Genomic DNA, 16,426 nt, shown 5'->3' with positions numbered 1-16,426 from the left:
CCGGGGCGGGGCTCCCGCAGCCCATGCCCCGCGCCACCTACGGCCGGCCGCGGGCCGGGTCAGCGGCGGCCGGCGGTGAGCCTGTCCAAATCGATGTCGATGCCGAAGGGCACGGGCAGCCTCAGCGAGTGCCGGAAGATCCCCGCGGGGGCGTAGGCGCCCGTCGGTTCGTCGAGTTCGTGGACGTGGACGGCGGGGACGGTGTTCTCGTCCTCGACGCGCCAGTGGTGCCGGATTCCCGCCTCGGCGTACTTCCGGAGCTTGACCGTGCGATCGCGGTGGGCGGATTCGGGGGAGACCACCTCGACGACGAGGACGACCTGCTGCGGCTTGTAGCACGTCCGGTCGGGGTCGTAAGGAGCGGTGGTGACGAGGAGGTCCGGCTCGGGGCGGTTGCGGGCGTCGAGCCGGATGGTCATCTCGCGCTCGACCTCCAGGCCGTCCGGGGCCTGCTCCATGAGCGCGACGGTCAGGCCGGTGACGAGGCGGCCGTGCCAGGACCGCTGCGGGGACGTCATGAAGACGAGGGCTCCGTCGAGCAGCTCGGTGTGGCGGGGCGCCTCCGGGAGATGGTCCAAGTCCTCCGCGAACCAGCCTTCTGCGCGTGGCGGGCGCATCCAGTCGGGCAGTGCGGTCATGCTTCGACCTTGGCCATTCGGACGATCCCCGCCCCCGCGTCCCGCGGTTCCCTCAGCCCCGCCCCGCGCACGCCATCGCCGCTCCGACGATGCCCGCGTTGTTCTGGAGGGTGGCCGGGACGACGGGGGCGCGGACGCCTTCGATGAGGGGGAGGAACCTGTCCGCCTTGCGGCTCACGCCGCCGCCGATGATGAACAGGTCGGGGCTGAACAGGGCCTCGACGTGGCGGAGGTACTCGCCGACCCGTTCGGCCCACTTCGGCCAGGACAGGTCCTCCGCCTCCCGGGCGTGGGAGGAGGCGCGCTTCTCCGCGTCCTTGCCGTGCAGTTCCAGGTGGCCCAGTTCGGTGTTGGGGACGAGGGTGCCGTCGGCGAACAGGGCGCTGCCGATGCCGGTGCCGAAGGTGAGGACCAGCACGACGCCCCGGTGGCCGCGGCCCGCGCCGAACGCGGCCTCGGCGATCCCGGCGGCGTCGGCGTCGTTGAGGACGGTGGCGGGGGCGCCCAGGGTCCGCGTGAACAGCTCGGCCGCGGGCAGGTCCACCCAGCGCTTGTCCACGTTGGCCGCGGTGCGCACGGTGCCGTCGGTGACGACACCGGGGAAGGTGATGCCGACCGGGCCGGTCCAGCCGAAGTGGTCCACGACCTCCTTGACGGCCTCGGCGACGGCGCCGGGCTCGGAGGGGTGGGGCGTGAGGACCTTGTGCCGCTCCTGGGCGAGCGTGCCCTTCTCCAGGTCGACCGGGGCGCCCTTGATGCCGGAGCCGCCGATGTCGACGCCGAACGCGTCCGTCATCGCGCCGATCACTCCCCGGCGGACGGCCGTCCGGCCGCGGCCTCGGCGCGCAGGTCGCGGCGCAGCTCCTTGGGCAGGGAGAACTGGATGTGCTCCTCCGCCGAGCGGATCACCTCCACATCGCCGAAGCCGCGCTCGGCGAGCCAGTCCACGACGCCCTCGACCAGGATCTCGGGCACGGAGGCGCCGCTGGTCAGGCCGACGGTGGTGACGCCCTCCAGCCAGGACTCGTCGATCTCGTCGGCGCCGTCCACCAGGTGGGCGGCGTCGGCGCCCGACTCCAGGGCGACGTCGACCAGGCGCTGGGAGTTGGAGGAGTTCTTGGAGCCGACGACGATGACGAGCTCGGCCTCGGCGGCGATCCGCTTGACCGCGACCTGGCGGTTCTGGGTGGCGTAGCAGATGTCGTCGCTGGGCGGGGAGACCAGGCCGGGGAAGCGCTCCTTGAGCCGGTCCACCGTCTCCATGGTCTCGTCGACCGACAGGGTGGTCTGGGACAGCCACACCACCTTGTCCTCGTCGCGCACCCGCACGTTCGCCACGTCGTCCGGGCCGTCCACCAGGTGGATGCGGTCGGGGGCCTCGCCCATGGTGCCGACGACCTCCTCGTGGCCCTCGTGGCCGATGAGGAGGATGTCGTAGTCCTCGGAGGCGAAGCGCACGGCCTCCTTGTGCACCTTGGTGACCAGCGGGCAGGTGGCGTCGATGGTCGCCAGGCTGCGGCGGGCGGCCTCCTCGTGGACCACGGGGGCGACGCCGTGCGCGGAGAAGATGACGATGGAGCCCTCGGGCACCTCGTCCGTCTCGTCCACGAAGATGGCGCCCTGCTTCTCCAGGGTCCTGACGACGTACTTGTTGTGGACGATCTCCTTGCGCACGTACACCGGAGCGCCGTACTGCTCCAAGGCCTTCTCGACGGCGATCACGGCGCGGTCCACGCCCGCGCAGTAGCCCCGGGGGGCGGCGAGCAGGACACGGCGGGCGGCGGCGGCTCCGGGCAGAGTCATGGCCCCATCGTACGGGGGCCGGGCTGAGGGCGCCTCGAGGGCGCGTGGGACGGCGGGGGCGGCGCGGCTACCCTCGCCGCATGGCTCTCCAGACGTCCGCCGAAGCGCCCATCCCCGTCCACGAGGTCTCCCGGCTGATCGGCGGCTGGATCGACCGGCTCGGCGCGGTGTGGGTGGAGGGGCAGATCACGCAGTTGTCGCGGCGGCCCGGCGCGGGCGTGGTGTTCCTGACGCTGCGCGACCCGTCGATGGACGTGTCGATCTCGGTGACGTGCTACCGCCGGGTGTTCGACGAGATCGCGGACACCGTCACCGAGGGCGCCCGGGTGGTGGTGCACGCCAAGCCCGAGTGGTACGCGCCGCGCGGCACCCTGTCGCTGCGGGCGGCGCGGATCCAGTTGGTGGGGATCGGCGAGCTGCTGGCCCGGCTGGAGCGGCTGAAGCGGTCGCTGGCCGCCGAGGGCCTGTTCGCGGCGGAGCGCAAGCGGCCGCTGCCGTTCCTGCCGGGGGTGATCGGCCTGGTGTGCGGGCGGGCGTCGGCGGCCGAGCGGGACGTGCTGGAGAACGCGCGGCGGCGCTGGCCCGCGGTGCGGTTCGAGGTGCGCAACGTCGCGGTGCAGGGGGCGCACGCCGTGCCGCAGGTCGTGGAGGCGGTGCGGGAGCTGGACGCGCTGCCCGGGGTCGAGGTGATCGTGGTGGCGCGCGGGGGCGGCAGCGTGGAGGACCTGCTGCCGTTCTCGGACGAGCAACTGGTGCGGGCGGTGGCCGCCTGCCGCACGCCCGTGGTCAGCGCGATCGGCCACGAGCCGGACAGCCCGCTGCTCGACCTGGTGGCGGACCTGCGGGCGTCCACGCCCACCGACGCGGCCAAGAAGGTGGTGCCGGACGTGCGCGAGGAGCGGCAGCGCGTGGACCAGTTGCGCGAGCGCGCGCTGCGGGTGGTCACCGGGCTGCTCGACCGGGAGGAGCGGGGGCTGCGGGCGGCGCTGAGCCGTCCTTCGATGGCCGTGCCGCTGCGGATGGTGGAGGAGCGGGAGGCCGAGGTGACGGCGCTGGCCGAGCGGGCCCGGCGCTGCCTGCGGCACCAGCTCGACCGCGCGGACGCGGACCTGGCGCACACCCTGGCCCGGTGCGTGGCGCTGTCCCCCGCCGCGACCCTCGCCCGGGGCTACGCCGTGCTCCAGCGGGCGGACGGGGCCGTGGTGCGCTCGGCGGCGGAGGTGGCCGAGGGGGAGGAGCTGCGGGCGCGGGTGGCGGACGGGCAGTTCGGGGTGCGGGTCACCGGGGGCGCGGACGGGGCCTGAGGGGGCTGCGGGGTGGGCGGCGGCTCGTAGGGTGGGGCGCATGACCGACAACGACACCGACACCCCGGCCCGGGCGGCCGCCGCGGCCGCGCTGGGCTACGAGCAGGCGCGGGACGAGCTGATCGAGGTGGTGCGGCGGCTGGAGGCGGGGGGCACCTCGCTGGAGGAGTCGCTGGCGCTGTGGGAGCGCGGCGAGGAACTGGCCGGGGTCTGCCGCCGTTGGCTGGACGGGGCGCGGGCGCGGCTGACGGCGGTGCTCGAGGCGGAGGGCGAGGAAGCCTCCGGCGAGGACGGTGTGAGCCGCGTCACATCTGGCCAGGAAGAGGTTGAACGTTAATGCATCTTGGCTAGGGTTGGCCCCGTAACCACGAAGTGCCACCGACTTCCGACCGGCGAGGGATCACCATGGCCACCCCCAGCGAGCTGCTGGCGCTCGACAGCGCCGCCCAGGACCTGCTCTTCCGCGAGGCGAGGACCGCGAACACCTTCACCGACGAGCCCGTCTCCGACGAGACCGTCCGGGCGATATACGACCTGGTGAAGTACGGCCCCACCTCCATGAACCAGTCCCCGCTGCGCGTGGTGCTGGTCCGCTCGCCCGAGCGCCGCGAGGCCCTGGTCGCCCACATGATGGACGGCAACAAGGAGAAGACGAGGAAGGCCCCGCTGGTGGCGGTCCTCGGCACGGACCTGGAGTTCCACGAGGAGCTGCCGCGGCTGGCCCCGGCGCTGCCGCAGGCCAAGAACTTCTTCGCCGACCCCGCGGTCCGCGAGTACTCCGCCACGTTCAACGCCACCCTCCAGGTGGCCTACTTCATCGTCGGCGTGCGCGCGGCCGGGCTCGCCGCGGGCCCGATGACCGGGTTCGACGCCGAGGGCGTGACCAAGGAGTTCTTCGGCGACGGCGAGCACAAGGCGCTGGCCGTGGTGAACATCGGCAAGCCGGGCCCGGACGCCTTCTACCCGCGCGCCCCCCGCCTGGACTACGAGGAAGTCGTCACCACCGTCTGACGACCGCCCCCGAACAGGGCCGGTCCGCCCCACACGGCCTCCGGGGCGGACCGGTCCTCACCTTTTCCACGACCCTCCGGCGCAGCGGCCCGCCGACCGCCCGGCGTGCCAGGCTGCCGCCATGGACGACACCCTCACCGCGGAGGACTACACCTCCGTACACCGCGCCCGCCGGGCGCTCGCCGACCGGTACGGCGACCTCACCCTGAACGCCGCCCTGTCCGCCTGGGCGGAGTTCGTCGCCGACCTGGAGGACGGCTACGACGCCGAGTGGGCCCACGAGTACCTCCACGACCTGCGCTGCCGCGACTGGCTCGCCGAGGCGTGGCCCCTGCTCACGCCCGCCGTCCGCGCCGCCCGCCAGGCCGAGCTGAACGCCCTGGACGCCCGCTGCCTGCGGGCCACGGTCCCGCTGCGCGGCACCGCCCCGGGCCCGGCCGAGCCGGGCGCGGGGCGGTGGTGGCAGCGGCGGCGGCCCCGGCTGCTGCTGGGCGCCGACGGCACCGAGGTGTCCGGCGGCGCCGGGGTGCCCGCCGGGTGGGCGTGAGCCGTCAGCGGCGCAGTGCCGCGGCCAGTTCGGCGAGCTGGTCGTGCGGGGCGGTGCCCGTGACCACCGTGGTCACGTCCTTCTCCGCCCGCACCAGCGCGTTGTACTTCGGGCCGACGTAGCGCTCCCACGTCTGCCCGCCCACCCGGACGGTGCCGTCCGGCCTGGCCTGCTTGCTGACGTCGTCGATGAACCGGGCCGCGGGCCCGTCGGTCTGCTCGACCGCCGCGTACTCGTCCTGCGGGTTGATGAACCCCAGGTGCCACACCGCGCCGTCGGCCTCGGGGTCCTGCCCCCGGTACCGCACGGACGTGGCCCGCCAGTCCTTGGACAGCCCCTCCGGCGCCAGCACGGGGAACGGCGCCGCCCGCCGTGCCGTGAGCAGCTCGATCCGGTAGTCCACCGTCTTGACCGGGTCGCCTCCCGAGTGCGGCACGAAGAAGTAGATGACGGCGCTCACCGCGCTGATCACCATCAGGGACAGCACCATGTCCCGCACCGTCTGCCTGCCGCGTCTGTTCGTTGCCACGCCCCCCATGGTCGCAGGTGGGGGGCGGGCCCCCGGCAGGCACCCTGCTCACGGGGCATCCGGCCTGGGTACAGTCACGGCAACCCTCATTCCGGCCGTCGACGTACAGAAAGGTACGATCGGATGACCGAGCAGACCCACCTGCCCCCGCAGTTGGAAGTGGCCCCCGAGGCCCCCGACCGCAACCTCGCCCTGGAACTCGTCCGCGTCACCGAGGCCGCCGCCATGGCCGCCGGGCGCTGGGTGGGGCGCGGCGACAAGAACGGCGCGGACGGCGCCGCCGTGCGGGCCATGCGCACCCTCGTCTCCACCGTCTCGATGAACGGCGTCGTCGTCATCGGCGAGGGCGAGAAGGACGAGGCGCCCATGCTCTTCAACGGAGAGCGCGTCGGCGACGGCACGGGGGCGGAGTGCGACGTCGCCGTGGACCCGATCGACGGCACCACCCTGACCGCCAAGGGCATGACCAACGCGCTGTCCGTGCTGGCGGTGGCCGAGCGCGGCACCATGTTCGACCCGTCCGCCGTGTTCTACATGGAGAAGCTGGCGACCGGCCCGGACGCCGCCGGGGCCGTGGACATCACCGCGCCCATCGCCGAGAACATCCGCCGCGTCGCCCGCGCCAAGCGGGCCACCGTGGACGACGTCACCGTGGTCGTCCTGGACCGGCCCCGGCACGACGGCCTGGTCAAGGAGATCCGGGAGACCGGCGCCCGCATCAAGTTCATCTCGGACGGCGACGTCGCGGGCGCCATCATGGCCGCGATGGAGGGCACCGGCGTGGACCTGCTGGCCGGGATCGGCGGCACCCCGGAGGGCATCATCACCGCCTGCGCCATGAAGTGCCTGGGCGGCACCATCCAGGGCCGCCTGTGGCCCAAGGACGACGCCGAGCGGCAGCGCGCGATCGACGCGGGGCACGACCTGACGAAGGTGCTCACCACCGACGACCTGGTGTGGGGCGAGAACGTGTTCTTCACCGCCACCGGGATCACCGACGGCGAGCTGCTGCGCGGGGTGCGGTACCGCTCGGACACGGCCACCACCGAGTCGCTGGTGATGCGCTCCAAGAGCGGCACCATCCGCAGGATCGACTCCACCCACCGGCTGTCCAAGCTGCGCGCCTACAGCGCGGTGGACTTCGACCGGGCGCGCTGAGGCCCGGGGCCGCCGGGCCCGCCGCCGCCCGCCGGGGTCCGGCGTCCGGCCACTGGCCGGCCGGGCCGCGGGCAGCGCAATGGGGCGGAGCACCGAGTGGTGCTCCGCCCCGTCGCTCGCTCAACGCACGCCCCCGTCGGTCGGAAAGCCTCCGCGCCCGCCGCGGCCCCGGCCCCTGCCGGCCGGCCGCGGGACGGCGCGCGGCGCCCCTAGCCCACGGCCGCTATCCGCCCCCGGTGGGCGGCCGACTTCAGCTCCGCCTCCCGGCGCCGCCGGCGCGCCAGCACCACCCGGCGCTCGGCGGCGGTGAGGCCGCCCCACACGCCGTAGGGCTCCGGCTGGAGCAGCGCGTGCTCGCGGCACTCCAGCAGGACCGGGCACCGCGCGCACACCCGCTTGGCCGCCTCCTCCCGGGCCAGCCGGGCCGCCGTGGGCTCCTTGGACGGGGCGAAGAACAGCCCCGCCTCGTCCCGGCGGCAGGCGGCGCCCGAGTGCCAGGGGCCGCCCACGTCGCCCGGCACGGCCTCGGCTGGGGTGAAGCGGCCGGAGGTGCGCTGGCCCGGAAGGGCTGCGTCCTTCAGGGACTCGGTCGATTGCAGCACGGCTTATCTCCTGACGACGACGGCTCGGCGGCGATTTCGAGCTTGTCCGTCCGCTGCGCACGGCTGTCCCCACCCACTGTCCACACAGGCGCAGCCGTACGAGAGACGATGAAGCAGCCCTACCCGCTGTGGCGGGCTTCATGCACACCGTGTCCGGCCGCAGGTCAAGTACGCCTCGCGCGCGGCGCCGCGCGCCCCGCCGCCAGGGCCTGTCGGGCGGGCCGCCGGGCGAGGTGTCAGCCCCCGGCCGAGCGGCCCCAGTCCTTCAGACGCTTACCCTTCCCGCGCCGCACACTCACCCCGCCGAACAGCGCGAGACCGCGCACCCGCACCACCGGCGCGCCGGGGTCCGCCGAGTCGTGCCCCTTGACGTCGAAGCCGCCGAACAGGCCCATGCCACCGCCGCCGCGCACCGAGACGTTCTCCGGCACCAGGATCTCCACGCCGCCGAAGACCGCGTTGGCCTTGACCACCACCTCGGGCGAGGAGAACACCGCCTCGGTGAGGTCGATCTCCACCCCGCCGAACACCGCGAGCGCGTTCACCTCGCGGCCGACCCGCCACCTGCCCCTGCGGGACGCCCCGCCGAAGACCGCCACCGCGGCCGGGGCCTCCTCGGCGGCCGGGGGCGGCGCGGCGGGCGCGGGCGCCGTGGCCCGCGCGGCGTCCGGGAGGTCGCGGGTGAGGGGTTCGAGCTCGCCCACGGTCTTGGAGCGGTAGGCGGCGTCGAGGCGCTCGGCGTGTTCGTCCGTGGTCAGCCTGCCCTCGGCCAGGGCCTGGGCGAGGATCTCGGCGACCCGGTCGCGGTCGGCGTCGGACGCCCGGATCTCGGCGTAGGCGACGGGGCGCCGGGCCGGTGCGGCCGGCTGCGGCTTCTTCTGGAGCTCCGACTCGTCCACGCGCGACACGATATCCAAACGCGATAGATCGTGACCAGAGGGCCGGGTGCGCGAGGCGGGGGTGGGGGTGGGGGCGGCCCGAGCGCGGGACTTACGCTTGTCCCCGCCCCGTCCCTACCACGCCGCCGAGTGAGGACCCGATGCCCGACTTCGCCTACACGGACCTGCTGCCCCTCGGTGCCGACGACACGCCGTACCGGCTGCTGACCGGCGAGGGCGTGGGCACCTTCGAGGCGGGGGGCCGCCGCTTCCTCACCGTGGAGCCGGAGGCGTTGCGGCTGCTGGCCGCCGAGGCGATGCACGACATCTCGCACTACCTGCGCCCCGCGCACCTCGCCCAGCTCCGCCGCATCCTGGACGACCCGGAGGCCAGCCCCAACGACCGCTTCGTCGCCCTGGACCTGCTGAAGAACGCGAACATCGCCGCGGCGGGCGTGCTCCCGATGTGCCAGGACACGGGCACCGCGATCGTGATGGGCAAGCGCGGCCAGCAGGTGCTGACCTCCGGGCGGGACGAGGAGGCGCTCTCCCGCGGCGTGTACGACGCCTACACCAAGCTGAACCTGCGGTACTCGCAGATGGCGCCGCTGACCATGTGGGAGGAGCGCAACACCGGCAGCAACCTGCCGGCGCAGATCGAGCTGTACGCGGCGGACGGGGACGCGTACAAGTTCCTGTTCATGGCCAAGGGCGGCGGCTCGGCCAACAAGTCGTTCCTGTACCAGGAGACCAAGGCGGTCCTCAACGAGGCGTCGATGATGCGCTTCCTGGAGGAGAAGATCCGCTCGCTGGGCACGGCGGCCTGCCCGCCCTACCACCTGGCCGTGGTGGTGGGCGGCACCTCCGCCGAGTACGCGCTGAAGACCGCCAAGTACGCCTCGGCGCACTACCTGGACACCCTGCCCACCTCCGGCTCCCCCACCGGCCACGGCTTCCGCGACCCGGAGCTGGAGCGGAAGGTGTTCGAGCTGACGCAGCGGATCGGGATCGGCGCGCAGTTCGGCGGCAAGTACTTCTGCCACGACGTGCGGGTGGTGCGGCTGCCCCGGCACGGCGCGTCCTGCCCGGTCGCGATCGCGGTGTCCTGCTCGGCCGACCGCCAGGCGGTCGCGAAGATCACCGCGGAGGGCGTGTTCCTCGAGCAGTTGGAGCGCGACCCGGCCCGGTTCCTGCCGGACACCACCGACGAGGAGCTCGGCGCCGACGACGTGGTGCGGATCGACCTCAACCGGCCGATGGCGGAGATCCGGGCCGAGCTGAGCCGCTACCCGGTGCGCACCCGCCTGTCGCTGACCGGCCCGCTGGTGGTGGCCCGCGACATCGCCCACGCCAAGATCAAGGAGCGGCTGGACGCGGGCGAGCCGATGCCCGCCTACCTGCGCGACCACGCCGTGTACTACGCGGGCCCGGCCAAGACCCCGGAGGGCTACGCGTCCGGCTCGTTCGGTCCGACCACGGCGGGGCGGATGGACGCCTACGTGGACCAGTTCCAGGCGGCGGGCGGCTCGCTGGTGATGCTGGCCAAGGGCAACCGGTCCAAGCAGGTCACCGACGCGTGCGCCAAGCACGGCGGCTTCTACCTCGGCTCGATCGGCGGGCCCGCGGCGCGGCTGGCCCAGGACTGCATCCGCTCGGTGGAGGTGCTGGAGTACCCGGAGCTGGGCATGGAGGCGGTGTGGAAGATCGAGGTGGCGGACTTCCCGGCGTTCATCGTGGTGGACGACAAGGGGAACGACTTCTTCTCCTCGCTGGAGCCCCCGCAGCCGCTGTTCACCGGCATCCCGGTGCGGGGGGCCTGACCCGCGCGGGCCGGGCCCCCGCCGGTCACCCGGCCCGCTCCCCCGTCACGTCCCACAGGTGGTGCACCGGGTCGTGCAGGAAGTACCGGGCGAAGGTCTCGACGGTGAACGCCGCGCCGTCGCTGCGCCGCCCCGGCCGCCGCCAGGCGTCGCCGCGCACCGTGGCGAAGTGCGCGGCCAGCCGCTCCGCCGCTGCGGCCAGCTCCTCGGCCACCACCGCCGGGTCCTGCTCTCCGTAGCGCTCGGCGACGGCGGTGGCGTCCTGGTCCCAGTTGGGGTACAGCGGGTCGTGCTCGGTCAGCATCAGGCCCAGCCGCTCGTCGTAGACGCGGCAGGTGTCGCGGACGTGGCAGGCGTACTCCAGGGGCGACCAGGTGCCGGGGCGGGGGCGCGCCCGCACCCCCGGGCGCCGCAGCACCTCGCGCCAGGCGGCGGCGCCCTCCCGCAGCAGGGCGGGCAGTTGCTCCAGGGGGAAGGAGCGCGCGTCGAAGCCGCACTCGGGGCAGACGCGGGTGAGGACCCAGGTCCAGTCCTTGTCGTCGGGGACGATCTCGTCGTTGCCGTGGTCGGGAGCGATCATGCGGCGAGCATGGAGGAGCGCCACCGTTCAGCACCAGTGAATGTTTCTTCATCCGTCGTCTTAGGAACCCTACGAGGGAAGTCCCCCGGCCCGGCCCGACGTTGGAAGAGGACATGACTGATCGCACTGGCGCACCCGGCGGAAGCGGCACCCCGGGCGGGGCCGAGTACCGCGTCGAGCACGACTCCATGGGCGAGGTCCGCGTCCCCGCGCACGCGAAGTGGCGCGCCCAGACCCAGCGCGCCGTGGAGAACTTCCCCGTCTCGGGCCAGCGCCTGGAGCGCGCCCACATCGAGGCGCTGGCCAGGATCAAGGCGGCGGCCGCGAAGGTGAACGCCGGGCTCGGCGTGCTCGACGAGGACATCGCGGAGGCGATCGCCGAGGCGGCCGGGGAGGTCGCCGAGGGCCGCTGGGACGACCACTTCCCGGTGGACGTCTTCCAGACCGGCTCGGGCACCTCGTCCAACATGAACGCCAACGAGGTCATCGCGACCCTGGCCGGCGAGCGGCTCGGCCGCCCGGTGCACCCGAACGACCACGTCAACGCCAGCCAGTCGTCCAACGACGTCTTCCCGTCCTCCATCCACATCGCGGCGACCTCGGCCGTCCTGCGCGACCTGGTCCCCGCCCTGGAGCACCTGGCGGGGTCGCTGGAGCGCAAGGCGGAGGAGTTCGCCGAGGTGGTCAAGGCGGGCCGCACCCATCTGATGGACGCCACGCCCGTCACGCTCGGCCAGGAGTTCGGCGGCTACGCGGCCCAGGTGCGGTACGGGGTCGAGCGCCTCCAGGCGTCGCTGCCCCGGCTGGCCGAGCTGCCGCTTGGCGGCACCGCGGTCGGCACCGGCATCAACACCCCGCGCGGCTTCTCGGCCGCGGTCATCGCCGAGGTCGCCCGCGCCACCGGGCTGCCGCTGACCGAGGCCAGGAACCACTTCGAGGCGCAGGGCGCCCGCGACGGGCTGGTGGAGCTGTCCGGGCAACTGCGCACCATCGCGGTGGGCCTGGTGAAGATCTGCAACGACCTGCGCTGGATGGGCTCCGGCCCGCGCACCGGGCTCGCCGAGATCGCCCTGCCCGACCTCCAGCCCGGCTCGTCGATCATGCCGGGCAAGGTCAACCCGGTGGTGCCGGAGGCGGCGCTGATGGCGGCGGCGCAGGTGATCGGCAACGACGCGGCGATCGCGTTCGGCGGCGCGTCCGGCAACTTCGAGCTGAACGTCATGCTGCCGATGCTCGCCCGCAACGTGCTGGAGTCGGTGCGGCTGCTCGCCAACGTCTCCCGGCTGCTGGCCGACCGCGCCGTGGACGGCGTCACCGCCGACGCCGAGCGTGCCCGCGAGTACGCCGAGTCCTCGCCCTCGGTGGTCACCCCGCTCAACAAGTACCTCGGCTACGAGGAGGCGGCGAAGGTCGCCAAGCAGTCCCTCGCGGAGCGCAAGACCATCCGTCAGGTGGTGGTCGAACGGGGGTATGTAGAGCAGGGGAAGCTGACGGAGGAGCAGCTCGACGAGGCGCTGGACGTCCTGCGGATGACGCGCCCGTAAGCGTTCGGTCGCACGGGGGTCGCCCACCCGGTGCCGTGGGTTACCTTTGACGGTCCACCCTGATCCGGCCCGCCCTCGGGCTCTCCAGGGGGGTGACGGCGTGAGGGAGGGTCATGACGGCCGAGACGGTGCGCACCGCGGAAGGACAGGCTGCCGCCCCGGGGCGCTGGGCGCCGGGCGAGACGGTGCTGTGGCGGTACCGGGGCAACGCCACCCGGCGGCTGCTGATCTGCCGCCCCGTGACGGTGGTCCGCGACGACCCGGAGGTGCTCGCGGTGTGGCTGGCGCCCGGCACCGAGTGCGTGCGCCCGGTGCTCACCGACGGCTCGGAGATCGCCGAGGAGCCGCTGTCCACCCGGTTCCGCAAGCCCCGCACGGCGCACCGTTCGACGTGGTTCGGCACCGGGGTGCTGAAACTGGCCAGGGCCCGCGACCCGTGGTCGGTGTGGCTGTTCTGGGACCACGGCTGGCGGCTGCGCAACTGGTACGTCAACCTCGAGGAGCCCAGGCTGCGCTGGTCGGGCGGGGTGGACTCGGAGGACCACGTGCTGGACATCGCGGTCTACCCGGACCGGACCTGGGAGTGGAAGGACGAGGACGAGTTCGCCGCGGCGCGCGAGGCCGGGCTGATCGACGCGGCGAAGGCGGCGCGGATCCGGGCCGCGGGGCAGGCGGCGCTGCGCGAGGTCGAGCGCTGGGGCTGGCCGTTCCGCGACGGCTGGGAGGACTGGCGCCCCGACCCGTCCTGGTCCGCCCCCGCGCTGCCCACGGACTGGGACCGGGCCCCGTCCGGCGGCCTGCCCGGGGCGTAGCGCCGCACCGGCCGCGCCCGGTCCGCGCACGGGCCGGCGCCCGGCCCCTTCCCCGGCCCGCCGGACGTCCGTTCGGGCGCGCCTCCGTCCGGAACTAATGGGTTACACAGCGTCACTTCTTCCGTTACCGTGGATGTTTGGCCAAGCGTTCACCGGAAGGAGCACCCCTTGGTCTTTCTTGACTCATCCGTAACCTCGGCTACCCAGGTGCACCAGTAGGGTCACGGTGGGTATGTGCATAGGAGACGGACCATCGTCCGCCATTACCGTGCGCAACGGTCCTCCCCCACAAGGGCGGGGCGCGGCGCCACCGCACGGGGGCGGGCCGGGCGAAAGGACGGCGGGCCGGGTGGACTACGACCGGGTCAAGGGCGACCGCACCGGCCAGGCCGAGGCGTTCGACGCCATCGGCGACCGGTACGACGAGGCGTTCCCGCACAAGGAGGGCCAGCTCGCCGCGGGCGAGTGGCTGCTGAAGTCCCTGCCGCCGGGGGCGCGCGTCCTCGACGTCGGGTGCGGCACCGGGCTGCCCACGGCCCGCCAGTTGTCCGACGGCGGTCTCGAGGTGGTCGGCGTGGACCTGTCCGCGGGCATGCTGGCCCGCGCCCGGGAGAACGTGCCGCGGGCCCGCTTCCACCGGGCCGACATCGCGGACCTGCACCCCGCGGGGGACCTCGACCTCGGCCGGTTCGACGCCGTGGTCGCGTTCTTCTCCCTGCTGATGCTTCCCCAGGCGGAGTTCCCGCACGCACTGCGCCTGTGCCACGCCCTGCTCAGACCCTCGGGCCTGTTCGCGCTGGCGATGGTCGAAGCCGACCTGGACGCCTTCCCGCTGCCCTTTCTCGGCAACGAGATCCGGGTCAGCGGCTATCTCCGCGAGGATCTGCGCGCGCTCGTCGAGCGCGCCGGATTCGCCGTCACCGCGGAGACCGCCTACGCGTACGCGCCCAAGAGCACGGACGTACCCCCGGAAGAACAGCTCTTCCTCCACTGCGCCAAGAAGTAGCGCGGCGACGGGCAGCGCACCACCGGATGGATCGACGAGGCCGTGACCGAGCAGCACGACATCCCCGAGGAGCACCCCGGCAGGTTCCCCCTGCGCGCCCTGGCGCACGGCGGCAGGAACGACGCCGAGGTGCCGGCGCCCCGCGCCCGCGGAGAGATCCCCGCCCCGTTGGCGGGTCCGGAGGGGGCCGGCCGCCCCGCCGACCGGCCCCCTCCGGACGACCGCCCCGGCGCGGTGGCACCCCCGCGTCCCCCCGCTGAGGACCGCACGGTGAACCGACACGCGGACCACCCCGACGAAGGTCCCGCCGAGCACCCGTCGCACACCCGCGAGCGCGACCGGCTGCGCTACCTCGACGCCGCCGCGCGCCGCATCGGACGCGGCCTGGAGCTCGACGAGATCCTCGAGGGGCTCGCCCGCGCCTGCGTGCCCGTCTTCGCCGACGCCGTCGCCATCCACCTGCGCAAGCCCCTGCCGGTCGGCGAGCGCAAGGTCACCGGGCCCGTCGTGCTGCGCCTGCGCCGCACCGACCGCATCCCGCACGAGCACGAGGCGGCCCGCAGGACACCGCTGCCCACCGACCTGCTGCCCCCGCCCGAGGAGGCGCGGCCGGTGCGGCTCGGCCCGTCCTCCCCGCTCACCGAGGTCCTCAAGGAGGGCCGCCCGGTGTTCGGCGGCGACCCGCGGACCACGGCCGCCCTCACCGAGCTGCTCGGCCCCGGTCCCACCACCGTGCTGCCGCCCGGCGCCCGGGTGGTGCTTGCCCCGCTGCGCGGGCGCACGAGCGTGCTCGGCACCGTCGTCCTGCTGCGCGGCCCCGCCAGGCCCGCGTTCGAGCCCGACGACCTGCTGGTGGCCGCGCAGCTCGCCACCCACACCGCGCTCGGGGTGGACAAGGCGCTGCTGTACGGCCGCGAGGCGGAGATCGCCGACGCGCTCCAGCGCGCGATGCTGCCCACGCGGCTGTCCCAGCCGACCGGCGTGCGCCTGGCGCACCGCTACCTGCCGGCCGCCGAGACCGCCCGCGTCGGCGGCGACTGGTACGACTCGATACCGCTGCCCGGCAACCGGGTCGCGCTGGTCGTCGGCGACGTCATGGGCCACTCCATGACCTCCGCCGCGATCATGGGCCAGCTCCGCACCACCGTGCAGACCCTGGCCATGCTCGACCTGCCGCCCGAGGAGGTGCTGTACCACCTGGACGAGCAGGCGCAGCGGCTCGGCGACGACCGCATGGCCACCTGCCTGTACGCGGTGTACGACCCAATAGCGCACCGCCTGGTGCTGGCCAACGCCGGGCATGTCCCGCCGGTGCTGCTGCACCGCGACGGGCGGGCCGAGGTGCTGCGGCTGCCCACCGGGGCGCCGATCGGGGTCGGCGGGATCGCGTTCGAGTCGGTGGAGCTGCCCGCGCCCGCCGGGGCCACGCTGCTGCTGTACACCGACGGGCTGGTGGAGTCGCGCGGCCGCGACGTGTGGACCGGGGTGGAGCAGTTGCGCGACCGGCTGGCCGCCGCCGGACAGGCCATCAGCTCCCCGCCGCTGGAGCCGCTGTGCGACGAGGCGCTGGACGTGCTCGGGCCCGGCGACCGGGAGGACGACGTGGCGCTGCTCGCCGCCCGGTTCGACGGGATACCGCCGCAGGACGTGGCGTACTGGTTCCTCGAGCCGCACCCGCAGACGGCGAGCCGGGCGCGGCGCCTGGTGCGCAGGGCGCTGCTGCGCTGGAACCTGCCGGAGCTGGTGGAGCCCACCGAACTGCTGGTCAGCGAGGTGGTCACCAACGCGGTGCGGTACGCGGAGCGGCCGGTGACGCTGCGCCTGATGTGCACCGACACGCTGCGCTGCGAGGTCGGCGACGACAACCCCCAACTCCCCCGCAGACGCCGGGCGCGCCCCAACGACGAGGAGGGCCGCGGCCTGATGGTCGTCGCCCGCCTCGCCAAGCGCTGGGGCGCCACCCGCTTGAGCGCGGGCAAGGTCGTGTGGTTCGAACAGCCCCTGCCCCCCGGCCGCTGAACACCTCGGACTACGCCCACCCCGGTCGTCCACCCCGCACGGGGCGGACGACCGGTTTCGCACGGCCCGGGGCCGGGAAGGGGCGCCGGGCCGTGAGGCCGTGAGGCCGTGAGGCCGTGAGGCCGTGAGGCCGTGAGGCCGTGAGGCCGTGAGGCCGTGAGGCCGTGAGGCCGTG

The 16,426-nt window shown here is 74.1% G+C and carries 17 protein-coding genes; 10 read left to right on the top strand and 7 right to left on the bottom strand.

The annotated features are described in order from the left end of the window. Positions 1-59 precede the first annotated feature (59 nt). Genes ACYVO2_RS11700 through ACYVO2_RS11690 form a run of 3 tightly spaced genes read right to left on the bottom strand, consistent with a single transcriptional unit; the run spans position 60 to position 2,441 of the window. A complete protein-coding gene (locus ACYVO2_RS11700; RefSeq protein WP_461007632.1) occupies positions 60-638 on the bottom strand; it encodes a Uma2 family endonuclease in 579 nt (192 codons plus the stop codon). Positions 639-690: 52 nt separating this feature from the next. Then, on the bottom strand, positions 691-1,434 hold the full coding sequence (ppgK, locus tag ACYVO2_RS11695) for a polyphosphate--glucose phosphotransferase (protein WP_461007631.1): 744 nt from the start codon (positions 1,432-1,434) through the stop codon (positions 691-693). Between the two features lie 8 nt (positions 1,435-1,442). Further along, positions 1,443-2,441 carry a 4-hydroxy-3-methylbut-2-enyl diphosphate reductase gene (locus ACYVO2_RS11690; protein WP_461007630.1) on the bottom strand — a complete coding sequence of 333 codons (999 nt, stop codon included), beginning with the start codon at positions 2,439-2,441 and terminating at the stop codon, positions 1,443-1,445. Positions 2,442-2,521: 80 nt separating this feature from the next. On the opposite strand from ACYVO2_RS11690, the gene xseA reads away from it, so the two are divergent. From xseA to ACYVO2_RS11670, 4 genes are all read left to right on the top strand, one after another. Beyond that, positions 2,522-3,745: an exodeoxyribonuclease VII large subunit gene (xseA, locus tag ACYVO2_RS11685; protein WP_461007629.1), complete on the top strand. Its 1,224-nt coding sequence runs from the start codon at positions 2,522-2,524 to the stop codon at positions 3,743-3,745. 40 nt (positions 3,746-3,785) lie between these two features. Beyond that, entirely contained in the window at positions 3,786-4,082 is a 297-nt protein-coding gene (locus ACYVO2_RS11680) for an exodeoxyribonuclease VII small subunit (RefSeq protein WP_461007628.1), read from the top strand. Positions 4,083-4,150: 68 nt separating this feature from the next. Then, positions 4,151-4,756 (top strand): malonic semialdehyde reductase, encoded by a 606-nt coding sequence (locus ACYVO2_RS11675; protein WP_461007627.1) that lies wholly within the window; start codon positions 4,151-4,153, stop codon positions 4,754-4,756. A gap of 121 nt (positions 4,757-4,877) precedes the next feature. Then, positions 4,878-5,303 (top strand): hypothetical protein, encoded by a 426-nt coding sequence (locus ACYVO2_RS11670; RefSeq protein ID WP_461007626.1) that lies wholly within the window; start codon positions 4,878-4,880, stop codon positions 5,301-5,303. A 4-nt stretch (positions 5,304-5,307) separates the two neighbouring features. Here ACYVO2_RS11670 and ACYVO2_RS11665 read toward each other — a convergent pair whose 3' ends face one another. Continuing rightward, positions 5,308-5,841, bottom strand: coding sequence for a DUF4245 domain-containing protein (locus ACYVO2_RS11665; protein WP_461007625.1), 534 nt, complete (start codon positions 5,839-5,841; stop codon positions 5,308-5,310). 114 nt (positions 5,842-5,955) lie between these two features. On the opposite strand from ACYVO2_RS11665, the gene glpX reads away from it, so the two are divergent. Further along, positions 5,956-6,990 carry a class II fructose-bisphosphatase gene (glpX, locus tag ACYVO2_RS11660; protein ID WP_461007624.1) on the top strand — a complete coding sequence of 345 codons (1,035 nt, stop codon included), beginning with the start codon at positions 5,956-5,958 and terminating at the stop codon, positions 6,988-6,990. Between the two features lie 209 nt (positions 6,991-7,199). Here the strand turns inward: glpX and ACYVO2_RS11655 are convergent, their stop codons facing one another. Together ACYVO2_RS11655 and ACYVO2_RS11650 are read right to left on the bottom strand one after the other, a co-directional pair. After that, the gene (locus ACYVO2_RS11655; protein ID WP_461007623.1) at positions 7,200-7,592 is read right to left on the bottom strand and encodes a WhiB family transcriptional regulator; all 393 of its coding nucleotides are present in this window, start codon (positions 7,590-7,592) and stop codon (positions 7,200-7,202) included. 236 nt (positions 7,593-7,828) lie between these two features. After that, entirely contained in the window at positions 7,829-8,491 is a 663-nt protein-coding gene (locus ACYVO2_RS11650) for a DUF1707 SHOCT-like domain-containing protein (protein ID WP_461007622.1), read from the bottom strand. A 140-nt stretch (positions 8,492-8,631) separates the two neighbouring features. On the opposite strand from ACYVO2_RS11650, the gene ACYVO2_RS11645 reads away from it, so the two are divergent. Next, positions 8,632-10,290 (top strand): fumarate hydratase, encoded by a 1,659-nt coding sequence (locus ACYVO2_RS11645; protein WP_461007621.1) that lies wholly within the window; start codon positions 8,632-8,634, stop codon positions 10,288-10,290. A 25-nt stretch (positions 10,291-10,315) separates the two neighbouring features. Here the strand turns inward: ACYVO2_RS11645 and ACYVO2_RS11640 are convergent, their stop codons facing one another. Beyond that, the gene (locus ACYVO2_RS11640; protein ID WP_461007620.1) at positions 10,316-10,870 is read right to left on the bottom strand and encodes a DinB family protein; all 555 of its coding nucleotides are present in this window, start codon (positions 10,868-10,870) and stop codon (positions 10,316-10,318) included. Positions 10,871-10,983: 113 nt separating this feature from the next. Here ACYVO2_RS11640 and ACYVO2_RS11635 point away from each other — a divergent pair, with 113 nt between their 5' ends. The 4 genes from ACYVO2_RS11635 to ACYVO2_RS11620 all read left to right on the top strand — a co-directional run bounded on the left by ACYVO2_RS11635 (position 10,984) and on the right by ACYVO2_RS11620 (position 16,251). Continuing rightward, a complete protein-coding gene (locus tag ACYVO2_RS11635) occupies positions 10,984-12,414 on the top strand; it encodes a class II fumarate hydratase (RefSeq protein ID WP_461007619.1) in 1,431 nt (476 codons plus the stop codon). A gap of 113 nt (positions 12,415-12,527) precedes the next feature. Next, a complete protein-coding gene (gene fomD / locus ACYVO2_RS11630) occupies positions 12,528-13,226 on the top strand; it encodes a cytidylyl-2-hydroxypropylphosphonate hydrolase (RefSeq protein WP_461007618.1) in 699 nt (232 codons plus the stop codon). A gap of 349 nt (positions 13,227-13,575) precedes the next feature. Further along, positions 13,576-14,232, top strand: a complete 657-nt coding sequence (locus tag ACYVO2_RS11625; protein ID WP_461007617.1) for a class I SAM-dependent DNA methyltransferase — start codon at positions 13,576-13,578, stop codon at positions 14,230-14,232. A 42-nt stretch (positions 14,233-14,274) separates the two neighbouring features. Beyond that, on the top strand, positions 14,275-16,251 hold the full coding sequence (locus tag ACYVO2_RS11620) for a SpoIIE family protein phosphatase (RefSeq protein WP_461007616.1): 1,977 nt from the start codon (positions 14,275-14,277) through the stop codon (positions 16,249-16,251). The last annotated feature ends 175 nt before the right edge of the window (positions 16,252-16,426 follow it).

The sequence above is a fragment of the Streptomyces capparidis genome, from assembly GCF_054782095.1.
This window is presented reverse-complemented; position numbering and strand designations above follow the sequence as displayed.

What these genes read in the sequence shown, in the direction of transcription:
- ACYVO2_RS11700 (WP_461007632.1), bottom strand. Translation starts at nt 638, where the DNA reads ATGACCGCACTGCCCGACTGGATGCGCCCGCCACGCGCAGAAGGCTGG.
- ppgK (WP_461007631.1), bottom strand. Translation starts at nt 1,434, where the DNA reads ATGACGGACGCGTTCGGCGTCGACATCGGCGGCTCCGGCATCAAGGGC.
- ACYVO2_RS11690 (WP_461007630.1), bottom strand. Translation starts at nt 2,441, where the DNA reads ATGACTCTGCCCGGAGCCGCCGCCGCCCGCCGTGTCCTGCTCGCCGCC.
- xseA (WP_461007629.1), top strand. Translation starts at nt 2,522, where the DNA reads ATGGCTCTCCAGACGTCCGCCGAAGCGCCCATCCCCGTCCACGAGGTC.
- ACYVO2_RS11680 (WP_461007628.1), top strand. Translation starts at nt 3,786, where the DNA reads ATGACCGACAACGACACCGACACCCCGGCCCGGGCGGCCGCCGCGGCC.
- ACYVO2_RS11675 (WP_461007627.1), top strand. Translation starts at nt 4,151, where the DNA reads ATGGCCACCCCCAGCGAGCTGCTGGCGCTCGACAGCGCCGCCCAGGAC.
- ACYVO2_RS11670 (WP_461007626.1), top strand. Translation starts at nt 4,878, where the DNA reads ATGGACGACACCCTCACCGCGGAGGACTACACCTCCGTACACCGCGCC.
- ACYVO2_RS11665 (WP_461007625.1), bottom strand. Translation starts at nt 5,841, where the DNA reads ATGGGGGGCGTGGCAACGAACAGACGCGGCAGGCAGACGGTGCGGGAC.
- glpX (WP_461007624.1), top strand. Translation starts at nt 5,956, where the DNA reads ATGACCGAGCAGACCCACCTGCCCCCGCAGTTGGAAGTGGCCCCCGAG.
- ACYVO2_RS11645 (WP_461007621.1), top strand. Translation starts at nt 8,632, where the DNA reads ATGCCCGACTTCGCCTACACGGACCTGCTGCCCCTCGGTGCCGACGAC.
- ACYVO2_RS11640 (WP_461007620.1), bottom strand. Translation starts at nt 10,870, where the DNA reads ATGATCGCTCCCGACCACGGCAACGACGAGATCGTCCCCGACGACAAG.
- ACYVO2_RS11635 (WP_461007619.1), top strand. Translation starts at nt 10,984, where the DNA reads ATGACTGATCGCACTGGCGCACCCGGCGGAAGCGGCACCCCGGGCGGG.
- fomD (WP_461007618.1), top strand. Translation starts at nt 12,528, where the DNA reads ATGACGGCCGAGACGGTGCGCACCGCGGAAGGACAGGCTGCCGCCCCG.